The organism is Thermoactinomyces sp. DSM 45891 (assembly GCF_900119485.1).
Taxonomy (GTDB): Bacteria; Bacillota; Bacilli; order Thermoactinomycetales; family Thermoactinomycetaceae; genus Baia.
Genome location: NZ_FPJZ01000002.1, coordinates 232,856 through 252,238, shown reverse-complemented (window position 1 = coordinate 252,238; position 19,383 = coordinate 232,856). Strand labels below are relative to the sequence as shown.

The 19,383-nt window shown below is 41.0% G+C and carries 19 protein-coding genes and 1 tRNA gene; 14 read left to right on the top strand and 6 right to left on the bottom strand.

Annotated features, from left to right (window positions below):
* Positions 1-2: 2 nt before the first annotated feature.
* Both whiA and BT147_RS04315 read left to right on the top strand, forming a co-directional pair.
* Positions 3-935, top strand: coding sequence for a DNA-binding protein WhiA (gene whiA / locus BT147_RS04320; protein WP_072331304.1), 933 nt, complete (start codon positions 3-5; stop codon positions 933-935).
* A 23-nt stretch (positions 936-958) separates the two neighbouring features.
* The gene (locus BT147_RS04315) at positions 959-1,219 is read left to right on the top strand and encodes an HPr family phosphocarrier protein (RefSeq protein WP_072331302.1); all 261 of its coding nucleotides are present in this window, start codon (positions 959-961) and stop codon (positions 1,217-1,219) included.
* A gap of 56 nt (positions 1,220-1,275) precedes the next feature.
* Here BT147_RS04315 and clpP read toward each other — a convergent pair whose 3' ends face one another.
* Positions 1,276-1,866, bottom strand: coding sequence for an ATP-dependent Clp endopeptidase proteolytic subunit ClpP (gene clpP, locus BT147_RS04310; RefSeq protein ID WP_072331300.1), 591 nt, complete (start codon positions 1,864-1,866; stop codon positions 1,276-1,278).
* 225 nt (positions 1,867-2,091) lie between these two features.
* On the opposite strand from clpP, the gene BT147_RS04305 reads away from it, so the two are divergent.
* Positions 2,092-2,544 carry a helix-turn-helix domain-containing protein gene (locus BT147_RS04305; RefSeq protein WP_072331297.1) on the top strand — a complete coding sequence of 151 codons (453 nt, stop codon included), beginning with the start codon at positions 2,092-2,094 and terminating at the stop codon, positions 2,542-2,544.
* A gap of 34 nt (positions 2,545-2,578) precedes the next feature.
* Positions 2,579-3,292, top strand: coding sequence for a polysaccharide deacetylase family protein (locus BT147_RS04300; protein WP_072331295.1), 714 nt, complete (start codon positions 2,579-2,581; stop codon positions 3,290-3,292).
* A gap of 99 nt (positions 3,293-3,391) precedes the next feature.
* Here the strand turns inward: BT147_RS04300 and BT147_RS04295 are convergent, their stop codons facing one another.
* Positions 3,392-3,988 carry a prolyl hydroxylase family protein gene (locus BT147_RS04295; RefSeq protein WP_286119040.1) on the bottom strand — a complete coding sequence of 199 codons (597 nt, stop codon included), beginning with the start codon at positions 3,986-3,988 and terminating at the stop codon, positions 3,392-3,394.
* A 216-nt stretch (positions 3,989-4,204) separates the two neighbouring features.
* Positions 4,205-6,685, bottom strand: coding sequence for a transglycosylase domain-containing protein (locus BT147_RS04290; protein WP_072331293.1), 2,481 nt, complete (start codon positions 6,683-6,685; stop codon positions 4,205-4,207).
* A gap of 475 nt (positions 6,686-7,160) precedes the next feature.
* Here BT147_RS04290 and BT147_RS04285 point away from each other — a divergent pair, with 475 nt between their 5' ends.
* On the top strand, positions 7,161-7,901 hold the full coding sequence (locus tag BT147_RS04285; protein ID WP_143187913.1) for a DUF4183 domain-containing protein: 741 nt from the start codon (positions 7,161-7,163) through the stop codon (positions 7,899-7,901).
* A gap of 246 nt (positions 7,902-8,147) precedes the next feature.
* A complete protein-coding gene (locus tag BT147_RS04280) occupies positions 8,148-8,432 on the top strand; it encodes a DUF4183 domain-containing protein (protein ID WP_072331289.1) in 285 nt (94 codons plus the stop codon).
* Positions 8,433-8,685: 253 nt separating this feature from the next.
* Here BT147_RS04280 and BT147_RS04275 read toward each other — a convergent pair.
* Positions 8,686-8,757: transfer RNA gene (locus BT147_RS04275), tRNA-Arg, on the bottom strand.
* A gap of 235 nt (positions 8,758-8,992) precedes the next feature.
* Between BT147_RS04275 and rpoN the strand changes: the two genes are divergently transcribed.
* The 7 genes from rpoN to eno all read left to right on the top strand — a co-directional run bounded on the left by rpoN (position 8,993) and on the right by eno (position 17,602).
* The gene (gene rpoN / locus BT147_RS04270) at positions 8,993-10,318 is read left to right on the top strand and encodes an RNA polymerase factor sigma-54 (RefSeq protein ID WP_083426361.1); all 1,326 of its coding nucleotides are present in this window, start codon (positions 8,993-8,995) and stop codon (positions 10,316-10,318) included.
* Positions 10,319-10,598: 280 nt separating this feature from the next.
* Positions 10,599-11,630 carry a sugar-binding transcriptional regulator gene (locus BT147_RS04265; protein ID WP_072331287.1) on the top strand — a complete coding sequence of 344 codons (1,032 nt, stop codon included), beginning with the start codon at positions 10,599-10,601 and terminating at the stop codon, positions 11,628-11,630.
* Between the two features lie 63 nt (positions 11,631-11,693).
* Positions 11,694-12,704, top strand: a complete 1,011-nt coding sequence (gap, locus tag BT147_RS04260) for a type I glyceraldehyde-3-phosphate dehydrogenase (RefSeq protein WP_072331285.1) — start codon at positions 11,694-11,696, stop codon at positions 12,702-12,704.
* Positions 12,705-12,781: 77 nt separating this feature from the next.
* Positions 12,782-13,975 (top strand): phosphoglycerate kinase, encoded by a 1,194-nt coding sequence (locus tag BT147_RS04255; protein ID WP_072331283.1) that lies wholly within the window; start codon positions 12,782-12,784, stop codon positions 13,973-13,975.
* A gap of 8 nt (positions 13,976-13,983) precedes the next feature.
* Positions 13,984-14,754 carry a triose-phosphate isomerase gene (gene tpiA, locus BT147_RS04250; protein WP_072331281.1) on the top strand — a complete coding sequence of 257 codons (771 nt, stop codon included), beginning with the start codon at positions 13,984-13,986 and terminating at the stop codon, positions 14,752-14,754.
* On the top strand, positions 14,751-16,316 hold the full coding sequence (gene gpmI, locus BT147_RS04245; protein ID WP_072331278.1) for a 2,3-bisphosphoglycerate-independent phosphoglycerate mutase: 1,566 nt from the start codon (positions 14,751-14,753) through the stop codon (positions 16,314-16,316). Before tpiA ends, gpmI begins: the two co-directional genes overlap by 4 nt.
* A complete protein-coding gene (eno, locus tag BT147_RS04240; protein ID WP_072331276.1) occupies positions 16,313-17,602 on the top strand; it encodes a phosphopyruvate hydratase in 1,290 nt (429 codons plus the stop codon). Before gpmI ends, eno begins: the two co-directional genes overlap by 4 nt.
* Positions 17,603-17,672: 70 nt before the next feature.
* Here eno and BT147_RS04235 read toward each other — a convergent pair whose 3' ends face one another.
* Positions 17,673-18,008: a zinc ribbon domain-containing protein YjdM gene (locus tag BT147_RS04235; RefSeq protein ID WP_072331274.1), complete on the bottom strand. Its 336-nt coding sequence runs from the start codon at positions 18,006-18,008 to the stop codon at positions 17,673-17,675.
* 125 nt (positions 18,009-18,133) lie between these two features.
* Here BT147_RS04235 and secG point away from each other — a divergent pair, with 125 nt between their 5' ends.
* Positions 18,134-18,367, top strand: coding sequence for a preprotein translocase subunit SecG (secG, locus tag BT147_RS04230; protein ID WP_072331272.1), 234 nt, complete (start codon positions 18,134-18,136; stop codon positions 18,365-18,367).
* A gap of 53 nt (positions 18,368-18,420) precedes the next feature.
* On the opposite strand, the gene BT147_RS04225 is transcribed toward secG, so the two are convergent.
* Complete coding sequence (locus BT147_RS04225; protein ID WP_143187912.1) at positions 18,421-19,236, bottom strand: DUF6612 family protein; 816 nt, start codon at positions 19,234-19,236, stop codon at positions 18,421-18,423.
* Positions 19,237-19,383 lie beyond the last annotated feature (147 nt).

The window sequence follows — 19,383 nt, the reverse complement described above, 5'->3', positions numbered from 1 at the left end:
TGATGTCATTTACCTCTGAAACCAAAAAAGAACTGACACAGGTGGAGTCTCAGATCTGTTGTAAACGCGCAGAATTATCAGCGTTAGTCCGAATGAATGGCACGATTCATCTGAGGCCTAGGCATTTGGTGATGGATATGGTCACAGAAAACCCTTCGACTGCACGTTACATGTTTACCTTAGTCAAAAGTATTTATCATCTTCAGCCGGAAGTGTTGGTTCAGCGAAAAGTCCGTTTGAAGAAGAATAATGTTTACTTAGTTCGTGTAACGCAGCGTGCTCAAGAAATTCTAGCAGACTTACAGATTTTGAAACCGAATACATGGGAGAGAATTGAAGGGATTTCACCGGCTCTCTTTGTAGATCCATGTTGCAAACGTGCTTATCTTCGAGGCGCATTTCTAGCATGTGGTTCAGTGAATAGTCCGGATAGTGCATCCTACCATTTAGAGGTTATTTCTACCTATTACCAACATAGCTTAGCTTTATGTGAACTAATGAATGAGTTTCAATTACATGCGAAATTAATTGAGCGGAAAAAGGGTTATGTTGTGTATATTAAAGAGGGAGACAAGATTGGTGAGTTTTTAAATGTCATCGGAGCCCACCCATCCCTTCTACACTTTGAGAATATCCGAATTTTAAAGGACATGCGAAATTCAGTTAACCGGCTCGTAAATTGTGAAACCGCTAACTTAAATAAAACGATCTTAGCGGCAATGAGACAGAAGGAAAATATAGAGCTGATTGAACGAGAGATGGGACTTGACCAACTGCCTGATCGTCTTCGAGAGATCGCAGAGGCTCGTCTCCAATATCCCGAAGTAAACCTTACGGAACTAGGACAACTTCTACCCAAGCCAGTAAGTAAATCAGCTGTAAATCATCGCCTTCGCAAACTGGATGAGATCGCCCAGCAATTAAAAGAAGATTAGAGGATAATCGGAGGAAAGATAAAATGGCTGTTGAAAAAAAAGTGATGGTTCAACTTGAAACAGGATTACACGCTCGCCCTGCGGCTTACTTTGTTCAAGAAGCAAATAAGTATGCTTCCCAAGTATTTATAGAAAAAGAAGGTCGAAAGGTAAACGCTAAAAGCATTATGGGTGTAATGAGCTTAGCTGTTGCGAAAGGTACAGAGATTGTAATTAGTGCCGAAGGAACCGATGAAGAAAAAGCAGTGGAGGCGCTCGCGGCAATTGTGATGAAAACAGAATAGATTGGATAAAAAAGAAGAACCCAAGCACTGTTATGTACTAGGGTTCTTTTTTGGGCTTACGTTTGATTGGTTGAAGTAATTACTTTATCGATCAATCCGTAATCTAGAGCTTCTTGCGCTGACATAAAGTTGTCGCGATCGGTGTCTCTCTCAATCTTTTTAAGAGACTGACCTGTAAACTCAGCAAGTTTATGATTCAGTTGGTCACGCATTTTGAGGATTCGGCGTGCCCTGATTTCGATATCACTTGCTTGACCTTGTGCGCCACCAAGTGGTTGGTGAATCATCACTTCACTATTTGGCAGAGCATATCGCTTTCCCTTTGCCCCAGCAGAAAGCAAGAAAGCCCCCATTGATGCCGCCATACCGATACAGATCGTAGATACATCAGGTTTTACAAATTGCATCGTATCATAGATTGCCATCCCTGCTGTAATCGAGCCACCGGGTGAATTGATATATAAGTGAATATCTTTGTCCGGATCGTCCGCTTGCAAGAAAAGTAATTGTGCTACGATCGCGTTAGCTACTTGGTCATCCACTTGACTTCCTAGCAGAATAATACGGTCTTTTAGCAAGCGAGAATATATGTCGTAAGAGCGCTCTCCACGAGATGTCTGTTCCACAACAATTGGTACTAAATTCATCCGAAGCAACTCCTTATGTAAAGAAAATATTGGATTTCAATACCTATATCATAACCTAAAGGTCAAAAAAGGTCAAATAAAATCAATAAAAAAGTACAATACTAATTCTGGTAGTGTTTTTTCCAGGTTGTAACGGATAGGTTGCGGGCAGATGCACTCATAACTAGCTGTACTTTGTATTCATTCTCTTGTCATACTAAGGTTGAAGAAAGGATGAACTTGCTTATGACTTTTAGTGAACGACTAAAAAATGAACGTGAGAAAAAAGGCTGGTCACAACATGATCTAGCAGAAAAAATCCACGTAAGTCGCCAATCGATCTCGAAATGGGAAACGGGAAAGAACTATCCAAGTATAGAAATCATCATCCATTTAAGTGATTTGTTTGGTATTACCGTTGATGAATTGTTGAGGAGTGACGAAGAGTTGCAAAAGAAAGTGATACGAGATAGTAAGCAGTTAGCATATCCAAAGTGGAAAGGATTTTTTGACAATTTGTTTATAGTAGGCTTACTTTTATTAGTGACGAAATTGATTATAATGGCTTTAAATCGGTTTGCAGGTACAGATATCACCATCCTGAAGGAAATACCATACCTTTCTAATTTCTTGCCGTTAGTTCTTATGGTAGTAGGTGGGGTAGGATCTGACCAATTGAAAAAGAAATATGTGGAGTAATCGTTAAAATCATATTGGTGGTGGGTCTGATCTTATGAAAAAATGGATGATTCGGGTTGCTCTTACTCTTGCTATTTTAGTTATAGTTGCGTATGGACTATTTCAACTGTCTAAATCTAGAACCTATCAATTCATTGGAGAGCTAACCGACAGGGTTGATACCAATGAAAAAGTGGTAGCCCTAACCTTAGACGATGGACCAACCGAAAAAACGGACGAAGTACTAAGAGTCCTCAAAGAGGCGGATGTGAAAGCTACTTTTTTTGTGACAGGAGCAGAGTTACAACAGCGCCCAGAAGAAGGGAATAGGATTGTTCAAGCGGGTCATGAATTAGGAAATCATTCATATGCACACACTCGGATGGTATTAAAATCGCCTAACTTTATTAAGAATGAAATAGAGAAGACGGATCAACTCATTCGAGATGCAGGTTACAGAGGGGAGATCCTATTTAGGCCACCCAATGGAAAGAAACTACTATTGTTACCGTATTACCTAAACCAGCATAACCGAAAAACGATTATGTGGGATATTGAACCAGATTCATATACAGACATCGGCTCAAATTCAGATAAAATTGTGCAACATGTAAAAGAGAATGTAAAGCCGGGATCGATTATCCTCCTGCACGTTATGTACAAGAATAGAGAGGAATCACTGAAATCGATAAAGGGAATCGTAGAGTCTTTGCGGAGTCAAGGCTATACATTTAAGACGGTCTCCGAACTACTAGCCGAGAAAAAGTAATGTGAATCATACCATAAAAGAACTACCTAGTTAATTTCAACTGCAATCACTTAACTAGGTAGTTCTTTTAGTTTTGAGTAGGAACATCCTTCTTCCTAATCAATACTGAGGTTTTTCACGGAACCATAGTGTGGCAATCCATTTTTCGCCCTCGCCTACTGGTTGCCCTGCATGCATCGATCGTTCATTTGGAACATTGGTTCCTCTAATGCAATTTTCAAAGAATAGAATATTGCCCTCGCGAGGAGTAAATTTGAGATCTAGATAGTCAAAAGTAGTCTCTCCACCCACTTGAACATCATTTAGATAGAGGATTGCTGTAAACATCCGTTGTCCACCTGAGTCTACTTGGATCTTTCCATGTTCCCTATGAACATTATAAGTATCATGATGAAAAATGAACTGCCCTCCCGGTTGGTATGTTGCTACTTGTAACGGCTCCGCATGATTGAGTTGCTTATCTACAAGAACCGCAGCTCGTGTGCATACGTTAGAGAATATTAGGTCATAGTGATGATTGATCCAGGTATAATCTGATGTCCGTTCTGGTCCGTGCCCGTAAGATTGAGCAGGAATAATATGTTGCTTTGCGATCTCAATAATATATTTACATTCCTCTGGGGTTATCACTTGCTCATAAAGGGACACCAAAGGATCGTCATATAAAATGGTCGGATTTGTAGTCAATCCTGTCAATTAATACCGCCTCCACTTATGATTTTATCTATTACGATAATAAGTATTATTCGTTTAATACTTATTATGCGTTCGTAGTTTAAAATATAATGGAAAGGAGTATGTCATGTTGACTAGGATGATATATTTTACATACCTGTTTGGATTCGAACCCTGATAGCTAGCTTGGTGGAGACCAAGCTAGCACCAATGGAAGATCGTAATCAATGCACCTTGCTAATTCTCTAGACTTGTAGGATCTTTCTCTTGTGAACCTTCTGGGTGGTCATTTCCTAGGCTCGGCTTTCCTTCGCTCTCATTCTCTGAATCTGGTTCTTTTATATCTGGTATACTTGGACCAGGATTAGGATTAGGATTAGGTTGACTTTTATCTGGTTGACTTTGATTCTTGTTGGGTGAGGGCTCTTTTAATTTTTGAAGAGTTAACTCTTTCTCTACGACTACTGGGAGAACAGATGTATCTTTTGACTTGGCAATAATCCTATAGGTAAACTTCTGATTTGGAATCTTTGGATCCACAGGGGCAAACGTATCCTTTAGTGAATCCACAGCACCTTCTGTGATGAGTAAATATTGACCTTTTGAATCCATTCTTTCGACTCTATAAATGACTTTGGAGTCACGGGAGCCTCCGATAATGTTAATCTTGATATCTCTACTTGATCCTTCTGTTGAGATCGTAACGTCAAAATTTTGTAACTGTACGGGTGGAGTGGGTTCCGGGACATCTGCCGGTTTTTCAAAGCGATGTGTATCACTGCTTTTCACTACTTTCGCCATAATTTTGCCCCACATTTCAGCCACTGCGTCACTGGTCACTTTTGTATTACCTTGCCTCCCATTTTTCTCTTCATTAAAGATGACAGCAGACGCTACGTAATCGGGTGTAAAACCTATAAACCAACCCGCTCGCTTATTGGGAGTTGTTCCTGTTTTACCCCCTACTTCAAATCCTGGTATCTGCGCACCCTTATCATCTCCTTTAGGATTTTCTACCGCCCCTTTCAACATCCGGGTCATATAGTATGAAGTCCTAGGGGAGAGAACTTGTTTAGCGCTATTTTGTTTTTGTTCAATCTCATGATTAGGCAAGGGTTCTATTTTATTTTGTTTGTTATCCTGTACTTCTAAAACAGTATATACATTAGTAAATTTACCGTTATTAGGAAATACAGAGTAAGCTTGTGCCATCTGTATAGGGGAAAAACCTTTAATTAAATCACCTGTGGCAATGGCAGACGGTGATTTTGAATCTTTCTTTTCTAGTGCCAGCTGGAATGTATCTTGTAAGAATGGTACTCCCCGGCTTAATGTAACTTCTTTTTCGAAAAGCTGAGTAGTTGCATACCCAGACGAATTAGATACTACTTGGGCAAGTGGGACGGTCCCAACTGGAGAATATTCATTTTTATCTTTATGGAACTCTAGATAGGGACTATAAACAGCAAGCGGCATAATCGAAGAACCGGGCTGTTGTTTTGTCACTCCCCAGTTTAGACCTCCAGGTATGTAATCCTTCCCACTGGATAGGGCGAGAATGAGTCCTTTTTTTCGATCCAGCACCGCAAAACTACTATTTAAATCTGCCTTAGCCTCAAAGAGCTTCTTTGTCTCATTTTCTATCATTTTATTTATTTCTGGATCAATCGCAATTTTAATCACATATGCTTTTGTACGTAGGTCTTCTTTTGTGATTCCATATCGCTCTTTTAACTCAGTCCGTACTAAGTCAATATACGCTGCATGGTTCTTCTGTTTAAACTCATTTAAGAATGGATTTTGCTCATCTGTAGCGGTTTGAAGTGGTTTTGTAGTAGCGACTGCAGCATCTTTCTTAGAGATGACTGCAGGTGTGTCTTCGTTGCTGATCATCTTCTTCTTTAGAATCCAATCACGGCGTTCCCTAGCATTTGTCTTCTGTTCTTCGCTTCCTTTGGGATTAAGCCGAGTAGGGTTGTTAGGAATGGCCACAAGCAAAGCAACCTCTTCATCTGTTAAGGCAGTCTTGGTTAAATCTTTCCCAAAGTAGAACTTCGAAGCAGCTTGGACCCCTTGGATGGTCGGACCAAAGTCAATATAGTTTAAATATGCTTCTAATACTCCTTCATGCTTATGTGTATCAATCAACTTTTGAGCGGATACGATTTCGTTAACCTTTCGTTGTAAGGTTTTTTGTTTTGAGTCCAGTACCATGTTCCGAGCAACTTGCATGGGAATGGTTCCTCCACCCCCCGAACGGCCTTGCAAGTTATCGAACACAGCTCTGGTAAGGCCCAAAAAATCAACCCCATCATGCTTCCAAAAGCGTTGATCTTCCACTTTAACTAAGGTAGCAGGTAGCTTGGGATTCACCTTCATAAGCTCAGCCAGTTTGACAGGCTCAATCTTTTGTGCCCCGATCTTCGTTACGATGTTACCATTTTGATCCACTAGAGTAGAAGGAGAGTCTGGTTTTTGAAGTTCCGCGTTTGCATTATCAGGTACTTTAGATATAAGGTACATTACATAAATCAAACCAAATAAAACAGGAAGACCTATTGCAGCTATTAATGTCTTCCAATTCACATACTTCTTCCATTTTTGCTTACCATGACTTCCATCTTTATGTTGTTTGGAGCGAGGAGGAAGAGTATCTTGTGTCTCCAACTTTCTTGTTTGTACTTGCATGGCACTGGCTAAAAGTTTTGGTTTCTTCAAATGATTCAGCTCCTTAACCCAACATCTAGTGCCAAGAAATAATAGAGTTTTCGTTTTCCATTTAAGCGAAGAAAAATGTAAGATTTAATGGAATATTTTAAAGTAAGGAGATAAAGATCAGATAAAGATGAAATCGATTTAGGATAAAGATTCTGGAGATGATTCGTTTCACTCTTTCTAGACAGCAAAACACGCTTTCAAATGTGGAGTTTCGTATCCACATTTGAAAGCGTGTTTTGCCCTAGTAAAATCTCAGAGTAATTTTCGGTTTATACATAAAATATGCTGTATATTTTTAAAGGCTATTAAGTTCATGACTATACATTTAAGGCAATATGTTCATATAGTAAATCAACCTTAATTTTAAGCGGTGGGATTATGTCTAAAAAATCCTATTGGGAGCATATAGTTACTAAATTATGAGATGTGTTTTTAGTTTGAAAAAACACGTCTTAGGACGAAATGGTGATTAGAAGTGATAAATAAGAAGTATAGACGCTATAGACCATTCATGTCCTATGTAAGGACTTTTTATGCTATTTCAGATGGAGAAAAAAGGATATATACCTATAATGATGGTGTGGAAGGGTATAGACGTTCTCTCCTTCTCAATCCTAATAACATGACATACATTAATTTATTTATCAATGGTATTTTGCAACCCGAATCACATTTTCGGATTAAAAAGGGAAAGTTATTGTTAAATGTAGACCCTATCCCAGATGCTGGTGTACCAATTATTGTTCAGTTTATCCAAATCCGCCCATCTTCTAGAAGAATGTCTAAAAAACGCTTAGCAAAACAGCCTCAGAGCCTAATCAAACCTCATGTAAGAGGTAAATCTACTGCTCCCATTGCGAGTAACGAGGAAGCAACAACCACAATTCGTCCTGATATCAGGAAGTTGTATGCTATACTCTCGGGTGAAATGATAGGTAGTTTGAATACAATAATCCCTGCAACTAGTTTTATTGAAGAAGGGATTATTGTAGCGAAACTGCCCCCTATACCTTCAAATGGTTATGTAAACGTAAGTATAAACGGCATCCTACAAGCAGATAACTTATATTCACTTTCAGAAGACCGATTTACTTTGCATTCTACGGAAATATATGGAGGAATGCCTATCACTCTAGAATTCATTGAGTTTTCAAATATGACAACAATCAAGATCCAGCCAACCATTTCGCCACCAGATATTATCATTTTCACTTAGAGAGAAGTACTTGAGCTGGTGATAGGGGTATTACTTATTTTAGTAATGCAGATTCAAGCTAATACTACTGTATTCATTTCTCTCTTCATTTTAGTAACTATTAGCCGTGCTCAATTTCGAGCTATTTACATTTAATAAGATTGAAGCTATTTCAAAAAATAATTATAGAATGAAGAGATATGTAAATATTTACGAAATATGTCTTTTAAAATAGCTTCTGAATCTATTTTAAGGAGAGTGTTATTTTTGCCTATTGTTAAACCATTTATAGGTGGAAGACGTTTTACATCCACTATTGGTGTTGGTACAGGTACGGGTGCTACATTTGCGATTGCTGCTACTGATTTTATTGATGACGCTGGAGTTGCTGCTACAGCCTTTCCAAGCTCGTTTGCATTTTATGAACTTTATATTAATGGTGTACTTCAGACCGCTGATGTTTCAAGTATAACGACAACCACAATTACAATTCCAGGTGGAGATGCACTTGACGATGCTACTCCACTTATCGTTGAATTTATCGTGAACTAATTAAAGATATGTAAGTTGAACAAGCCGACTTCTTCACATACAAGAAGTCGGCTTGTTCAACTTACATCTTCAAAATTGAGGTATTTTTGAAACACTACTCTGTATTTCTTTTCGACTACCAACAGGAAACTAGACGATTTTTAAGGTGTATGCAGTTCGTTTGCAATCCATATTTCTTCACAAGAAAAAACACCCCCAAGAATGATAACACCAAGCGTGCCAACATGTTGAGGGTATTCTATTTTACGTTTTACGCGCCTAATAGGATTCGAACCTATGCACTTGGTTCCGGAGACCAACGCTCTATCCCCTGAGCTATAGGCGCACATGAAATCAAATGAAATTATATCATATCTATCTATTGAGAAACAAGGATATTTTCACTTGATCTACAGGAGATAGCCTTATTGTTAACTTTTGTTACATACGAGTAAGTCCCGTTTATGATAAGATGATGATAATGAAGGTAGTTCTGTATTATCTAAAGTCTGAATGATTCCCATTGCTATGTGACTGAATACAATATATCACGAATTCATTTGTGGCTCGGAGGTGGAGAATTGGCTCTTGAACTTGGGTTTCACTTACAACAAGAACAGCGTTTACAATTGACGATGACCCCTGAACTGCGTCAATCCATTCAACTCCTTCAATACTCAGCTTCTGAATTAGCATTGTATATTCATGAGCAAATACAGGAAAACCCGCTTATTTCTTTGAAAGAAAAACCAAAGAATGACGAATCGGTGGGCTTTTTTGGAGTTCGTTACACGTCTAAAAGGCAACGTTACGATCATCATAATCAGGAACTGTATGAGGTCGAAGCGTGTCCATCTCTCATACAAGAACTAGAGGAGCAGATACGATTGCTTCCTTTAAACGCTAAGGAACGAGATGCTTGTTTATTTCTGATTCATTCACTTGATGAACGTGGAATGATCGATTCCCTTTCCATAGAAGAATGTAAGCGCTTACAAAATTCTGAAATACTTATTTCCCGTGCGCTACATACGATCCAGTCTTTAGATCCAGCGGGAATCGGTGCCAGAAGTGTATCTGAGTGTCTAGAACTTCAACTTCGGAGAATGAAGGCGACGGAACTTGCTTGTCAATTGGTTTATCATTTAGCCGAACTAGCCGAGAAGCGGTATAAGGAGCTCTCGATACGATATCAATGTACAGTGGATGATATCGTATCGGCAGTAAACGAAATACAAAAGTGTAATCCTAGACCTGTAGCCCATTATGGAACGGAATCCCCTCGATACATTGAGCCCGATATTCGTATTCATTGGGCACAAGAGGATTATACGGTTCAACTAAATGAGAGATTGATTCCCCAGATCGAGATTCACTCTGGATATGATGAATGTACCTATCGTTTACTTGATGACTCATCAAAGGAGTATGTGCGGGGTGCCATTCAACGTGCGATCTGGTTAAGCAAAGCGATTGAACAGCGCCGAAAAACGATTTTATCTGTTACACAAACGGTAATTGAGTATCAAAGGGCTTTTTTTGAGCAAGGGGAATTCTATCTTCGCCCTCTTAACTTACGCGAAGTAGCAGAGGAAATTGGGGTGCATGAATCAACAGTAAGTCGCGTCACTCAAAACAAATTCATCGAAACAAACCGAGGTGTCTTCCCATTTCGTTATTTCTTCCCGAACGGCATTATAAATCAACATGGGATTGAGATGACAACAACCAAAGTGAAGAATCAAATAGCCGAACTAATCACAGACGAAGATCCAGCCCAACCTTTATCTGATCAACTTATTTCCAATCTACTTGGACAAACTGGCATTTCTATCTCTCGCAGAACGGTTGCCAAATACCGAGAAGAGCTAGGGATCCCCTCATCCACCAAGAGGCGTAGGGGATAAGAAAAAAACGAGAAATTAGGTTCAGAGGGAAGAGAGAATTTGTTCGATATTTCGAGTAGATATCGAATAAATTCTCCAGTCCTTTATCTTCTCATAGCTGAATCCATTCACATCCCTATCCCACCTTGAGAGCGCTTTCGCAAAATAAAATAAAAAAACCCTTTGCATTCAACAGACATTCCGCTAAAATAAAGGAGGAAAGATTGGATTTATTTTTTTTGCTCTATGTGGGACTTATTTTGTATAACAGGGACATAATAAGTCCCTTGGAGGAAAAAATATGCGAACCCTTTTAACTCTTCAAAGTCAGTTATGTCCCGATTTACTTTCTGTCATGCATAAGAGATATACGGTTCTCAGACGAATCTATTATCTTCAGCCGGTTGGAAGGCGTTCTCTTACCGCATCTCTTCAGATGACCGAACGAATTCTTCGCTCAGAGGTTGATTTTTTGCGTGAGCAAGGGTTGGTAAATATCGCTCAAGCAGGGATGACCTTAACAGAGCAAGGGTTGGAGGTTCTGCAGAAACTTCAACCCTTTATAGAAGAGTATTTGGGTTATTCACAGCTTTCGGAGGAACTAAAGGAACGACTCAACATCCAAGAAGTTTGGATTGTTCCAGGGGATTCAGAGCATGATGAGTGGGCGAAGAAAGAATTGGCACGAGCTGGTGCTCAATTGATTAAATCCTGGGTCCGGGAGGATCAGGTGGTAGCAGTAGCAGGTGGATCCACTATGCAGGCTGTTGCTGAATCGATGAGCCCTACTCCAACCTTCAAACGGACTATTTTTGTACCGGCACGTGGGGGAGTAGGAGATGCGGTGGAACACGAAGCGAACTACATTGCCTCTCGCATGGCGAAGAACTCAGGTGGCCGCTATCGAATGTTACACGTTCCAGACCAGATTAGTGAAGAGGCATATCAGTTACTAACACAAGAAACACAGATTTCTGATGTGCTTCACATGATTCAAGAGGCCAGCGTGTTGGTTTATAGTATTGGGGATGCAAAGACGATGGCAGGTCGGAGGAAATATGGCCGGGAGTTTATGCAGCTACTTGAAGAGAAACAAGCGGTGGGAGAGAGCTTCGGATATTATTTCGACCGAAACGGTACGATTGTCCATCGTACTAAGACAGCAGGATTACGTCTTCGTGACCTTCCGAAAGTGGGGCACAAGATTGCTGTAGCAGGTGGAGCTAGTAAAGCGGAAGCGATCGCAGCGATTTGTTCAGTATTTCCACAAGATACACTGGTTACAGATGAAGCTGCGGCGCGCAAAATTTTATCTCAAAATTACCCGCTATGAAAATAAATAAGACAAAACTTACCGGGTCATACTACACAAGAGGAAACATAGGAGGAAACTCGAATGGCAAAAACAAAAATTGGTATTAACGGCTTTGGACGTATTGGACGTAACGTATTCCGTGCGATGTTAGATCATCCTGAATTAGAAGTGGTAGCCGTAAACGATTTAACTGATTCGAAAACACTTGCACACCTTTTAAAGTACGATTCGGTTCATGGAAAATTAGATGCAAAAGTAGAAGCAAATGAAGGTAGTATCGTTGTGAACGGCCGCGAAATCAAAGTATTAGCGGAACGTGATCCGGCTCAGTTAAAATGGGCGGACTATGGTGTGGATATCGTGGTAGAGTCGACAGGCCGCTTTACCAAACGTGAAGATGCAGCGAAACATATGGTAGGTGGAGCGAAGAAAGTAATCATTTCTGCTCCAGCAAATAACGAAGATATCACCGTTGTGATGGGTGTTAACCATGAAAGTTATGATCCAGCAAAACACGATGTAATTTCTAACGCTTCTTGTACGACAAACTGTTTAGCGCCATTTGCAAAAGTGCTACATGATAAATTTGGTATTCGTCGTGGTTTGATGACAACGGTTCATTCCTACACGAACGACCAACAAATTCTTGATTTACCGCATAAAGACTTACGTCGTGCCCGTGCAGCCGCTGAAAACATTATCCCTACTTCTACTGGTGCGGCTAAGGCTGTTTCTTTGGTACTTCCAGAGCTTGCTGGAAAACTGAACGGTTTCTCCATGCGTGTCCCAACACCAAACGTATCCGTTGTAGATTTAGTAGCAGAGCTAGATAAATCCGTAACCATTGAAGAAGTAAATGAAGTGTTGAAAAATGCAGCAGATCATGAGCTAAGTGGAATCCTAGCTTTCTCGGACGAGCCTCTCGTATCTTCTGACTATAATGGTAACCCTCATTCCTCGATCGTGGATGGTCTTTCTACTATGGTGTTAGAAGGAAACATGGTGAAAGTCGTTTCTTGGTATGACAATGAGTGGGGCTACTCTAGCCGCGTTGTTGACTTGGCTGTATATATTGCCAAACGTGGGATCTAAGAATTAGAATGAATGAGTAGGGAATTTGGAAAGAGGAGAATCGTTCTCCTCTTTCTTCTTAATAAGGAGGGGCATCCTTGAACAAAAAATCCATCAAAGATGTTGATGTTCATGGAAAGCGAGTGTTTTGTCGGGTAGACTTTAATGTTCCGATGGAGCAAGGAAAGATTACAGACGATACGCGGATTCGAGCAGCACTACCTACGATTCAGTACCTGATGGATCAAGGGGCTAAGTTGATTCTAGCAAGCCACTTAGGACGACCAAAGGGAAAAATAGTAGAAGAGATGCGTTTAACGGCTGTGGCAGAGCGTTTAAGCCAACTATTAGGTAAAGAAGTGACGAAGACAAATGAAGTGATTGGTCCAGAAGTCACAGAAAAAGTAGCAGGGTTACATAATGGTGACGTTCTCCTCTTGGAAAACGTTCGTTTTGATGCGCGCGAAGAAAAAAATGATGCTGAACTATCTCGTCAATTTGCCGCTCTAGCGGATTTATTTGTAAATGATGCATTTGGCACTTCTCATCGTGCTCACGCTTCTACAGCGGGAATTGCTGATTATATTCCAGCAGTGGCAGGGTTCTTATTACAAAAAGAGCTAGAGATATTAGGTAGTGCTCTTCAGACTCCCAAACGGCCCTTTACCGCGATCGTGGGTGGAGCCAAGGTTAAAGATAAAATTGGTGTCATTGAAAATTTATTGACCAAAGTGGATAACTTAATTATTGGTGGAGGACTTGCTTATACCTTCATCAAAGCAAAAGGTCTGGAAATAGGAAAATCTCTTTTAGAGGAAGATAAGATTGAATTAGCTGCTTCGTATCTACGACAAGCTGAGGAGGCAGGAGTCCGCATCTATCTACCTGTCGATGTTGTGGTAGTCGATGAATTTTCCCCGCATCCGCCGATTGTAAAAGTAGTGGATATTGATCAAATTCCAGCCGATTTAGAGGCCCTTGATATTGGTCCGAAAACATGTGAGTTGTATGCCGACGTGATTCGTTCATCTCAGCTCGTCATTTGGAATGGGCCAATGGGTGTATTTGAATTTGATCAATTTGCTCAAGGGACGAATACCGTTGCCAAGGCCCTCGCAGAATCGGAAGCATTATCCATCGTGGGTGGTGGGGATTCCGCAGCTGCGATTGAGAAGGCAGGGCTTGCGGACGAAGTAGATCATATTTCTACAGGTGGAGGAGCCTCTCTAGAATTATTAGAAGGCAAGATACTGCCTGGTGTAGCAGTTTTAAATGACAAAGAAGTTAGGTGATGACGCTCATGCGCACTCCAATCATAGCAGGAAATTGGAAAATGCATAAAACGGTTAACGAAGCCGTTCAATATATAGAAACGATCCAAACGAATCAACTCCCCAAAGGTGTAGAAGCGGTGATTTGCGCGCCGTTTCTCACTCTACCTACTCTGCAAAATAAACTAGCAGGTAGTTCGATTGGACTTGGAGCACAAAATGCCCATTGGGAAAAAGAAGGGGCATACACAGGAGAAGTAAGTGTTCATATGCTTCAAGACCTCGGGGTTGGTTATGTGATTTTAGGTCATTCTGAACGCCGTACATACTTTGCGGAGACGTGTGAACAAGTGAACAAAAAAGCCGTAGCGGCTCTAAAGTTAGGAATCACTCCGATCGTCTGTGTAGGAGAAACCATTCAAGAACGTGAAAGTGGCCGTACTTTTGATGTTGTGGCTTCCCAAGTGAAGAAAGCATTAAATGGAATCGCTTCGAATGAGTTATCTAAGGTGGTTCTCGCTTATGAGCCTGTTTGGGCGATTGGAACAGGACGGGCTTCCTCTGCAAACGATGCGGAAGAAGTGATTGCCTACATCCGTCAAACGTTGACGCATGAGTTTGGTGCAGAGATTGCTGAGCAAGTACGGATTCAATATGGTGGCAGTGTGAAGCCGGAAAATATTGCTACTTACATGGCAGAGCCGAATATCGATGGAGCTCTTGTCGGGGGTGCTGCATTAAGTCCAGAGTCATTTGCAGGTCTTGTGAAGGCAGCGAGTAAAGCAGGTGACCAAGCATGAGCCATCCTAAACCAGCATTATTATGTATCTTAGACGGATTTGGCTTACGTTCTTCGGAACATGGCAATGCGGTGGCTCAAGCAAAGAAACCTAATTTTAATCGTTATTGGGATCAATACCCACATACCACTTTAGGAGCAAGCGGCTTGTCCGTTGGGCTTCCTGATGGGCAGATGGGGAATTCGGAAGTAGGACACTTAAATATTGGAGCAGGGCGTGTTGTTTATCAAGAACTGACCCGTGTAACGAAGTCCATTTCCGAAGGGGGCTTTTTTGAAAACGAAACCTTCCTCGGGGCGATTCGTCACGTAAAAGAGCATAATACTCGCCTTCATTTGTATGGCTTGTTATCAGACGGAGGCGTTCATAGTCACATTGATCACCTATTTGCATTGCTCGAACTAGCAGCTAAAGAACAAGTGAAAGAAGTGTACGTTCACGCGTTTTTAGATGGTAGGGATGTGGCGCCTGATAGCGCTGTCTCCTATATCAAGCGCCTAGAAGATAAGATCCAAGAGCTTGGTGTCGGAAAGATTGCGACTGTGCAAGGTCGTTACTATGCTATGGATCGTGATAAGCGGTGGGAGCGTACGGAGAAATCGTATCGTGCGATGGTATACGGAGAAGGGCCTTCCTATACCGATCCGATTAAAGCGGTTGAGGAATCCTATCATAAATCGGTCTATGATGAGTTTGTAATGCCAACGGTGATTGTAGATGAGAACCAGAAACCAGTCGGTACGATTCAAGACCATGATTCTGTTATCTTTTATAACTTCCGTCCCGATCGTGCGATTCAAATTTCATTAGCTTTTACCAATCGAGATTTCCGTGGATTTGATCGTGGGGAGTGTGCTCCGAAAGATCTCTATTATGTGTGTCTCACTCATTTTAGTGAAACAGTAGGTGGCTATGTGGCATATAAGTCAACTAACTTAGATAACACGTATGGGGAAGTAATTTCGCAACAAGGCCTACGACAGCTACGAATTGCGGAGACAGAGAAATTCCCACACGTCACCTTCTTCTTTAGTGGTGGACGCGAAGATCCATACCCAGGCGAGGATCGTATTTTGATCAAATCTCCTAATGTAGCCACGTACGATTTAAAGCCTGAGATGAGTGCTTATGAAGTGACGGATTCCTTGCTTGAGGCCATAAACAAAGATGTCTACGATACGATCATCTTAAACTTTGCCAACCCTGATATGGTTGGGCACTCTGGTAAGCTAGAGCCAACGATAAAAGCAGTGGAGTCTGTTGATGAGTGTCTAGGTAAAATTGTGGATCTCGTTATCTCCAAGGGCGGAGTAGCTATTATCACGGCTGATCACGGCAATGCCGACATGGTTATTGATGATAACGAACGGCCCTTTACCGCCCATACTACCAACCCAGTTCCTTGCATTATTACTAAAGAGGGAGTAACTCTACGTGAGGATGGCATCCTAGCGGATCTGACTCCAACCCTTTTAGATTTGTTACAAGTATCGAAACCAGCTGAGATGACAGGTACGTCTCTCATTCAAAATAAGGTATATCAGAGGAGAATGCAACGATGACGATTATTATGGATGTATATGCTCGCGAAGTTCTTGATTCCCGAGGTAACCCAACTGTAGAAGTAGAAGTAACATTAGAAGGTGGCGCAGTAGGTCGTGCCATCGTTCCGTCCGGTGCATCAACTGGTGCTCACGAAGCAGTAGAGCTTCGTGATGGTGATAAAAGCCGCTACCTGGGAAAAGGTGTTAAGCAAGCAGTAGAAAATGTCAACACCGTCATCGCAGAAGCAGTCGAGGGCATGGATGCATTGGAACAAGTTGAGATTGATCAACTCATGATTCAACTAGACGGTACGCATAATAAAGGGAAACTAGGAGCTAACGCTATCTTGGGTGTGTCCATGGCAGTAGCCCGAGCAGCAGCGGAATCACTAGGTATTCCTCTCTACACCTACCTAGGTGGATTTAATGCAAAAGCACTTCCTGTTCCGATGATGAACATCCTAAATGGTGGAGCTCACGCGGATAACAATGTGGATATCCAAGAGTTTATGGTAATGCCAGTGGGAGCCCCTACCTTTACCGAAGCAGTCCGTATGGGCGCTGAAATCTTCCACAGCTTGAAATCGGTATTAAAATCAAAAGGCTTAAATACAGCAGTAGGCGACGAAGGTGGATTTGCACCAAACCTCTCCTCAAACGAAGAAGCCCTTCGAACCATCGTTGAAGCCGTTGGACATGCTGGTTATAAAATAGGCGAAGAAATCAAGCTTGCTCTTGATGTTGCCGCGACAGAGATCTACAAAGATGGCAAATACCACTTTGAAGCAGAAGGCGTTTCTCGCACTTCCGCTGAGATGGTAGACTACTACGAAGAATTGATCTCTAAATATCCGATTATCTCCATTGAAGACGGTCTTGCTGAAGACGATTGGGATGGTTGGAAATTGCTCACAGAACGTCTAGGTGGCAAAGTACAATTAGTCGGCGACGATCTCTTCGTAACCAACACAGAACGCTTATACGAAGGAATCACGAAAGGGATTGGGAACTCCATCCTGGTAAAAGTAAACCAGATCGGTACACTTACCGAAACATTTGATGCTATCGAGATGGCAAAGCGTGCTGGCTATACAGCTGTTATTTCCCATCGTTCCGGTGAATCGGAAGATACCACGATTGCCGATATCGCTGTGGCAACCGATGCCGGTCAAATCAAAACAGGTGCCCCATCCCGTACAGATCGTGTAGCGAAATACAATCAATTAATCCGGATCGAAGATGAACTAGCTTACACTTCTCAATATCCTGGATTAATGGCTTTCTACAACTTGCGAAACAAGTAAGAGAAGAACTGAAAAAAGCAATGCAGGGGGATAAGCCCTATGCATTGCTTTTTTATAGAGAAAGGAGAGGCTATATTTTTTTTACAAATTGAGACTTTAACTTCATGGCTCCAAAACCATCTACTTTACAATCAATATCATGATCTTCATCAATTAAACGGATATTTTTTACTCTGGTTCCCATCTTGATAACAGACGAACTTCCTTTTACTTTTAAATCTTTAATCACCGTAACGGTATCGCCCTCCGTTAAAGTATTGCCATGGGCATCTTTATAGATCTTAGTTTCCTGACTGTCTGGACCCTCATCATTCCATTCGTAAGCACACTCAGGGCATACAAAAAGATCACGATCTTCATAAGTATATTTCGAATTGCACTTAGGGCAATCGGGCAACATAGTCATGGTGTTAACCCTCCATTTTGCATCTCTTTATATTCCACACTATAGTTCTTTTTCCTTCATTGATCAAGGTTCTACTCTATGATAAAGTAGAGTTAGATAGTTATGCGCAAGGGAGGTCACATATTATGGCACTCGCTGCAAAAGTATTCCTTGCAGTTATTAGCGTCTTGCTGATCGTAGTTGTCTTGCTTCAGTCCAGTAAAAGCCCAGGTCTATCGGGTGTAATTGGTGGCGGTGCTGAACAAGTAATGGGGAAAGCAAAAGCACGTGGTATCGATGCCCTGCTAAGCAAACTGACAGCCATCTTCGCAACTTTATTTATGATCATGGCAATTGTAGTTGCTTTCTTCCTGAAATAATAAAAAAAGAACAAGGCATAAGGGCTTTGTTCTTTTTTTATGTCCTACTTCTTTTATATCTTTTTGGCTTTTTTCACTACATCAGCTGGGATCGTAATCGTTCCATTGAATGGTTCAAACTGATTTTGTTTAACAATTGCTTTTACCGAAGTGGGCTTTGTTTTGCTATCAGTGGTAAGTTCTAAAGAACCCTCTAAGGATGTTTGAGCAAATGTTTTGTCATCAAATGTGAAAGTTACGATGTAGCTCTTAAGCTTTATTCCTTTAAATGCTGCTCTCATTTGAGGGTCGGTATCTTGTGTAAAGCTACTTGTTAGTTCCTTTTCTAACGCTGAACGATTCTTTGCTTTTGAGATATCGAATACAATTTTGTATTGGCTTCCTTCATGTGAAGAAGATATGGCTTCTTTCATAGTTTTGAATGATTGAATAGAGTTATCCATATTGGAAAAAGGATCTGTTGTTTCTTTAGCTGATTCTGTTTTCATCCAGGTTTTCTTGTTGGCTATATAAGAGTAGGTCCAACCGTCTTTTTCATAGGACTCTACTTTCTCGCTTGATCCTAGCGATTTTGATGTTCCTATTTGGTGGGTCGCTTTTGGGTTGACTACTTCCTTGACTTTGGAGCTTTCTTCAAAATGTACTTCCTTACCTGATAGCGACAATGCTCCTTTGACTACTAGCTGGTAAGTATGTGCCTTTTTATTCTCTTCAACTTTGGCGATAAGTTCATCGGTTGTAAGTTCTTTTTTCGATTGAACCGAAGTGGGATTTTCTCCCCCTTTTTCTGGATTTGCGGCTTCTTTAGTTTGACATCCTATAAGGAATACCAAAATTAGTATAAGAGTGCAAGCAGAACGAATCCACATCTTCATGTTATGTACTCTCCTTTGAGATCATTTTTTTGTTCGTTACCGTAAGACTTAAAAAAGGTAACATCCATATAGTAACTTTTTAGTTTATTTTAAACCATACTTTTTTTATAAATAATTTTAATATTATTATGGGTCGCTATC

What these genes read in the sequence shown, in the direction of transcription:
- gap (WP_072331285.1), top strand. Translation starts at nt 11,694, where the DNA reads ATGGCAAAAACAAAAATTGGTATTAACGGCTTTGGACGTATTGGACGT.
- BT147_RS04315 (WP_072331302.1), top strand. Translation starts at nt 959, where the DNA reads ATGGCTGTTGAAAAAAAAGTGATGGTTCAACTTGAAACAGGATTACAC.
- BT147_RS04305 (WP_072331297.1), top strand. Translation starts at nt 2,092, where the DNA reads ATGACTTTTAGTGAACGACTAAAAAATGAACGTGAGAAAAAAGGCTGG.
- tpiA (WP_072331281.1), top strand. Translation starts at nt 13,984, where the DNA reads ATGCGCACTCCAATCATAGCAGGAAATTGGAAAATGCATAAAACGGTT.
- gpmI (WP_072331278.1), top strand. Translation starts at nt 14,751, where the DNA reads ATGAGCCATCCTAAACCAGCATTATTATGTATCTTAGACGGATTTGGC.
- BT147_RS04225 (WP_143187912.1), bottom strand. Translation starts at nt 19,236, where the DNA reads ATGTGGATTCGTTCTGCTTGCACTCTTATACTAATTTTGGTATTCCTT.
- eno (WP_072331276.1), top strand. Translation starts at nt 16,313, where the DNA reads ATGACGATTATTATGGATGTATATGCTCGCGAAGTTCTTGATTCCCGA.
- BT147_RS04235 (WP_072331274.1), bottom strand. Translation starts at nt 18,008, where the DNA reads ATGACTATGTTGCCCGATTGCCCTAAGTGCAATTCGAAATATACTTAT.
- whiA (WP_072331304.1), top strand. Translation starts at nt 3, where the DNA reads ATGTCATTTACCTCTGAAACCAAAAAAGAACTGACACAGGTGGAGTCT.
- BT147_RS04265 (WP_072331287.1), top strand. Translation starts at nt 10,599, where the DNA reads ATGCGAACCCTTTTAACTCTTCAAAGTCAGTTATGTCCCGATTTACTT.
- secG (WP_072331272.1), top strand. Translation starts at nt 18,134, where the DNA reads ATGGCACTCGCTGCAAAAGTATTCCTTGCAGTTATTAGCGTCTTGCTG.
- BT147_RS04300 (WP_072331295.1), top strand. Translation starts at nt 2,579, where the DNA reads ATGAAAAAATGGATGATTCGGGTTGCTCTTACTCTTGCTATTTTAGTT.
- clpP (WP_072331300.1), bottom strand. Translation starts at nt 1,866, where the DNA reads ATGAATTTAGTACCAATTGTTGTGGAACAGACATCTCGTGGAGAGCGC.